The 6,005-nt window shown below is 44.9% G+C and carries 3 protein-coding genes; 1 reads left to right on the plus strand and 2 read right to left on the minus strand.

Annotated features, from left to right (window positions below; translation table 11 throughout):
• Positions 1-305 precede the first annotated feature (305 nt).
• The gene (locus ACQEXR_RS19510) at positions 306-1,172 is read right to left on the minus strand and encodes a TraB/GumN family protein (protein ID WP_427020959.1); all 867 of its coding nucleotides are present in this window, start codon (positions 1,170-1,172) and stop codon (positions 306-308) included.
• A 401-nt stretch (positions 1,173-1,573) separates the two neighbouring features.
• Between ACQEXR_RS19510 and ACQEXR_RS19515 the strand changes: the two genes are divergently transcribed.
• Entirely contained in the window at positions 1,574-4,225 is a 2,652-nt protein-coding gene (locus ACQEXR_RS19515; RefSeq protein WP_427020960.1) for a beta-N-acetylhexosaminidase, read from the plus strand.
• A 68-nt stretch (positions 4,226-4,293) separates the two neighbouring features.
• Here ACQEXR_RS19515 and ACQEXR_RS19520 read toward each other — a convergent pair whose 3' ends face one another.
• Positions 4,294-5,685: a peptide MFS transporter gene (locus ACQEXR_RS19520; RefSeq protein ID WP_427020961.1), complete on the minus strand. Its 1,392-nt coding sequence runs from the start codon at positions 5,683-5,685 to the stop codon at positions 4,294-4,296.
• Between the last annotated feature and the right edge of the window lie 320 nt (positions 5,686-6,005).

Consider the following 6,005-nt stretch of genomic DNA (forward strand, 5'->3'; position numbering starts at 1 on the left):
AGAAATAAGCTATCTAAGCAAGGATTGGAACCCGAGTGGGGTTCGCCTGAAGTTAGAATATGGCTCTTCACCGACCACATTTAGAAAGCCGTAGCAGAAATGCTGCGGCTTTTGTCGTTTAGGGGCGTTTCGTCGTTTAAGAGTGAATAGAAATAAGCTATCTAAGCAAGGATTGGAACCCGAGTGGGGGTTCGCCTGAAGTTAGAATATGGCTCTTCACCGACCATATTTAGACAGCCGTAGCAGAAATGTTATGGCTTTTGTCGTTTAAGGGCGTTTCGTCGTTTATGGGCGGAGTAAGCACATTAGTACTTAAATTCACATTGAGCTTTGGTGCTTTGTGACAACTGAGATATTTTGAACCCATTATCTTTGAGTAATTGCAGGAAGCTTTGCTCACCGAGTAAGTGCAGCGTACCGACCACAACAACATAGTTTCCTTTATTGTCAGGAAGCCAGTTTGGATTCGATAGTTTCTCAGCCCAGTCTAAGTTTCTATCGGTCAACAATGCAGACTCGAGTTCCTCGGACATTTCGGCCAGTGTCGCAAATTCATTAAGCTTATCTAAATCGCCTGCCTTCCAGCTGTCTATTAGGCAATGGGTAGAATCTTCAGAATGATCAAACTCCTCGATTGCACTGATTAGCATCTCTTTACCGGCTTGGTCTTGCCCAGTAAGAAGATCAATCTGGAACTGCAAAGACTCGAGACCGATAACGGGTATATTCCATAGCGTCGCTTTGTTGGCTAAACGTATATCAACGCCATCGGTTGCCGAGTAACCAAGATACTCTATTTGCTTGAGCTGGATTGCCAGAGCGACGGCCCAAGGTGGTGAGAGGAGGAGTTCGTTGCCTTTAAGTTGTAGGAGAGTCGCAATGCCCAATAGCTCATCTTGCTGCTGTTTAGATAAAACATCCTTCGCCACTAAATCGATTGGAGGGTACTGAATTCCACTGGTTTGACGGATATCGGTTTCTACAATTAATCCCTTGCTGGCCTTTAGCTGTTTAAAGATTTTCTCGGGTAAGGGATACATGCTTTCATCGCCTACATGTACTGAACCAATGATGGTATAGGTCAATGGGCCTTTTTGAGCTTTCCAGTATAAAGGCTCAGCGTTAAGGCTAATTGAAGCAACCAGTAAACTCAGAACCATCAGTATTTTCATTTCAGCTCCTAATACCATGCGGAAAAATCGTTAAATTGCGTCTTTTTGACGTAGTTTAGCGAGAGAAAAATGCGTGTTAATTCACGTTTTTATATTTCCCGCTGTTGTTAATTTTAAGATAGAAACGGCATATTGTGATCTTAATTCACCTCTCATAGTAAGCTTTCCCCAGATAATGTGAATTGCCTCTCAGTAATCTCGTTAAAATAAGTCTGTCGATTTTGACGTTTCGTTTAAATGTCTGTTTTTATTGCGTTTTAAATGCTCATGAAATCTAAATTTTGAGCTTGGTCACTTTTGTGAATTATTAATTTCACGATGCGAAATAACTAGGGATATGTTGAGTTCATCTTGATTAAGAGCCGTCATTTTGAGCTCGATATTTTTCTGGGGTAAGTAAGATGTTTAAACAAAATCTGATTGCAGCGTCAGTATTGGTGACATTGGCTGGTTGTGCATCATTTCAATCAACGGAACAACGCGTGGTGAATTCACTGGCGGAGAATCTTGATGTTCAATATCAAGTACTCACTAACCACGGTGCAAATGAAGGCCTTGCATGTCAGGACTTAGGTGCGGAATGGGCATCATGTAATCAAGTCAATATGACATTGGTGAATCAAGGTGAAGCGATCGACTCAAAAGAGTGGGCTATCTATTTCCACAGCATTCGTCTAATTCTCGATGTAGACAATGAACAGTTCAAAATCACACGAGTGACAGGCGACTTACATAAGTTGGAGCCGACAGATAAATTTGATGGTTTTTCTGCTGGGGAAACTATCGTCCTTCCTCTGATCGGCGAATACTGGCAGTTATTCGAAACGGATTTCATGCCAGGCGCATTCGTTGCAGCACCCAATGCTGAGCCTAAAATGATCGCATCCCTAAATACGGAAGATGTTGCGTCGTTTGTTACTGGGCTTGAAGGGAATAACCTAAAACGAACACCGGATGACAACAACGTTTTTGCTAACGCTGTGTCTCGCTTCGAGAAGAACAAAGATCTAAACGTTCAAGACGTATCGACTACCTTGTTACCAACACCTATGCATGTAGAAGCGGCTGAAGGTTTGGTCAGCATTGAAGGGGGTATTGCGCTACCAAAGGGCGCATTTGATCAGGCTCAATTCGCCGCCATTCAAGAGCGCGCGGAAGTGTTAGGTGTTGATGTCGACGGAGCTTTACCAGTAAGCGTCGCGCTTGTTCCTGCGGATTTTTCGAATGAAATGGCGAAATCTGGTGCGTATGAAATGGTCATTAGCGGCAATGGTATTGCAATTAAAGCGTTTGACCAAGCGGGTGCATTCTACGCAGTACAATCTATTTTTGGTCTGATAGACAGTCAAAACCCTGATCATTTACCGCAACTGTCTATTAAAGATGCTCCACGTTTCGATTATCGAGGCGTAATGGTGGATGTTGCTCGTAACTTCCACTCAAAAGAGGCGATTCTAGCCACTCTAGAGCAGATGGCTGCGTATAAGATGAACAAACTCCATCTTCACCTCACTGATGATGAAGGTTGGCGTATAGAAATCCCGGGTCTGCCTGAGCTGACTGAGATCGGAGCGAACCGTTGTTTTGATGAACAAGAGAAGAGCTGTTTACTGCCTCAGCTAGGCTCTGGCGCAACAACGGACAACTTTGGTTCTGGTTACTTCAGCAAAGCAGACTACGTGGAAATCTTGAAATACGCACAAGCGCGTAATATCGAAGTGATCCCAGAAATTGATATGCCAGCTCACGCTCGCGCAGCAGTGGTTTCTATGGAAGCTCGCTACGATCGTCTCATGGCAGAAGGGAATGAAGCATTAGCAAACGAATATCGTCTGATGGATCCACAAGACACTTCAAACGTTACCACGGTACAGTTCTACAACAAACAGAGCTTTATCAACCCATGTATGGAATCGTCTACTCGTTTTGTCGACAAAGTGATTTCTGAAGTTGCAGCGATGCACGCTGAAGCGGGTGCACCGTTAACAACATGGCACTTCGGTGGCGATGAAGCAAAAAATATTAAGTTGGGCGCTGGATTCCAAGATGTGAATGCGCAAGACAAAGTGAGCTGGAAAGGTTCTATCGATCTTTCTCAACAGGACAAACCATTTGCTCGTTCACCACAATGTCAGACATTAATCGAAGATGGCACGGTCAGTGATTATGGACATTTACCTAGCTACTTTGCTGAGCAGGTATCGAAAATTGTTGCAGAGAAGGGCATTCCTAGTTTCCAAGCATGGCAAGATGGCTTGAAATACAGTGAAGGCGCAGAGGCGTTTGCGACTCAAAACAAACGCGTTAATTTCTGGGACGTTCTTTACTGGGGTGGTACATCATCTGTTTATGAGTGGTCTAAGAAGGGTTACGACGTCATCGTTTCAAACCCAGATTACGTTTATATGGATATGCCATATGAGGTAGATCCTAAAGAGCGCGGATACTACTGGGCGACACGTGCTACGGACACTCGCAAGATGTTTGGCTTTGCACCAGAGAATATGCCGCAGAACGCAGAAACATCTCTAGATCGTGATGGCAATGGTTTTACTGGTAAAGGCGAGGTTGAAGCGAAGCCATTCTACGGTCTATCGGCACAGCTTTGGTCTGAGACGGTTCGTAATGATGAGCAGTATGAATACATGGTATTCCCACGCGTCCTCGCGGCAGCGGAACGCGCATGGCATCGCGCCGACTGGGAGAATGACTACAAAGTAGGAGTAGAATACTCTCAGAATACAAATCTTGTCGATAAAGCCGCGTTAAACCAAGACTACAACCGCTTTGCGAACGTACTTGGCCAACGTGAACTGGCGAAACTTGAAAAATCGGGTATCGACTATCGTTTACCTGTACCTGGTGCGAAATTGGAAAATGGTCTACTTACAATGAATGTCCAGTTTCCAGGCGTTGAGCTTCAATACTCTATTGATGGTGAGACGTGGATGACTTATTCAGACCAAGACCGCCCGATGGTCGCAGGGGAAGTATTTATTCGTTCAGTATCAGCAACGGGTGATAAAGCGAGTCGTGTTACTCGTGTGAAATAGCTTTGCATTGCCCGATAAGCAAAACGCCCAGCCAAAAAGGCTGGGCGTTTGTTATTAAGATAAGCGAGTTACGCTACTTGAGCTTGTTGCTCTTCGACCTGCTCTGCGTTGCTAATTGGTGTTTCTGCACCGTGCATCCAACGAACGAGCGTATTTGAGAACAGAAGTAAGACTACACCAGAAATCGTTGCTGCCACAGCGATGCCTCCGAAAATCGACAGCGCACCTAGCTCGCCTACGTGTGAACCGATCAAACCTGCGACATAGTTGGCAATGGCATTGAAGCCGAACCACGCACCCATCATTAGCGATGCAAGACGAAGAGGTGCTAGCTTAGTGACAAGTGACAGACCAATTGGTGATAGGCAAAGTTCGCCAAGCGTATGGAAGAAGAACGCACCTACCAGCCACAGCATTGATGTCTTAACGCTAGTGTCACCGCCTTGCTCCATTACAGCGCCAACCATGCATAGGAAACCAAGTGCCAAGAAGAAAAGCGCTAGCGCAAATTTAACCGGAGAATTCGGTTCTTTTGGCCCCAGTTTTACCCATAGCGCAGCGAGTAGCGGGGCGAGAGTAATAATGAAGAATGGGTTGAGTGACTGGAACCAAGCCGCTGGAACTTCAAAACTGCCAATCATACGATCGGTATACTGCTGAGTGTAGATGTTCATCAATCCGCCTGCTTGTTCAAAGCCCGCCCAGAAAACGATAACAAACAGCCCCATTACTAGAATGACTTTTAAGCGATCAACTTCTTGTTTGGTTAACGGTTGTTTGGTCGCCGATTGTTTCTTTTCGAGATCACGAGCTGCCGCAGGTACAACGCCTATGTCACCCAGCCAAGACTTAGCTAATGTCATTTGCATGATTAAGCTGATGATCATACCTAGACCCGCGACCATAAATCCGGCCTTCCAGCCAAATTCATTGGTTACAGAACCTGATACGACACCGGCAATCAGAGCACCTAGGTTGATGCCCATGTAGAAGATAGTAAATGCGCCATCGCGACGGTTATCACCTTCTTGGTAAAGATCACCAACCATAGTGGAAATGTTTGGCTTGAACAGACCATTACCAAGGATCAGCAACGCAAGGCCAAGATAGAAGCTGTGAGTGACGCTCAACCCAAGCATATCGGCAGGCAGAGCGAGTGTGAACTGACCAACCGCCATCAAAGCACCACCAATCAGAATCGAACGGCGTTGACCTAAGTAGTTGTCGGCAAGATAGCCACCTATCATCGGTGTGATATAGACAAGTCCAGTATAGATGCCGTAGAGATCGAGGGCATCTTTAGTCGACCAACCCAATCCACCGTTGATAGTAGTATCGGTCAAATAAAGAACTAAGATCGCGCGCATCGCGTAGTAAGAGAAACGCTCCCAAAGCTCAGTACCAAAAAGTAGGAACAAGCCTTTAGGATGTCCAAAAAATTGTTGATGTTGGTTTGTCATAAGTTTTACTAATTTGAGTTATTACAGTTTTTTATTTGTCTCTACATATACTCCTTAGACTTACTCTCTGCAAATGGCGACTATCTTTGGAATTTAGCGAAACTAATTCTAACTAATTGAATTGAATGGTTTATTTTCTTGGTGGGTAAGGGGTATAGTCGTGCCACAAACTTAGTTTCCAAAACTGAGGTGTGTTTTCGAGATTGTTACATTTATGGGGAGTGTGAATGGTTTGCTGGGGGATAAGTAAATTACCACCTTCTAAAGAAGGTGGCTTTGTGTGAGCCCCCTAAAAGGGGGCCTTTGTTTAGTCCAGCGCT

The organism is Vibrio sp. TRT 2004 (genome assembly GCF_050113735.1).
GTDB lineage: Bacteria > Pseudomonadota > Gammaproteobacteria > Enterobacterales > Vibrionaceae > Vibrio.

Excerpts from the sequence above, each read along its gene's own strand:
- ACQEXR_RS19510 (WP_427020959.1), bottom strand. The coding sequence starts at position 1,172 with ATGAAAATACTGATGGTTCTGAGTTTACTGGTTGCTTCAATTAGCCTT.
- ACQEXR_RS19515 (WP_427020960.1), top strand. The coding sequence starts at position 1,574 with ATGTTTAAACAAAATCTGATTGCAGCGTCAGTATTGGTGACATTGGCT.
- ACQEXR_RS19520 (WP_427020961.1), bottom strand. The coding sequence starts at position 5,685 with ATGACAAACCAACATCAACAATTTTTTGGACATCCTAAAGGCTTGTTC.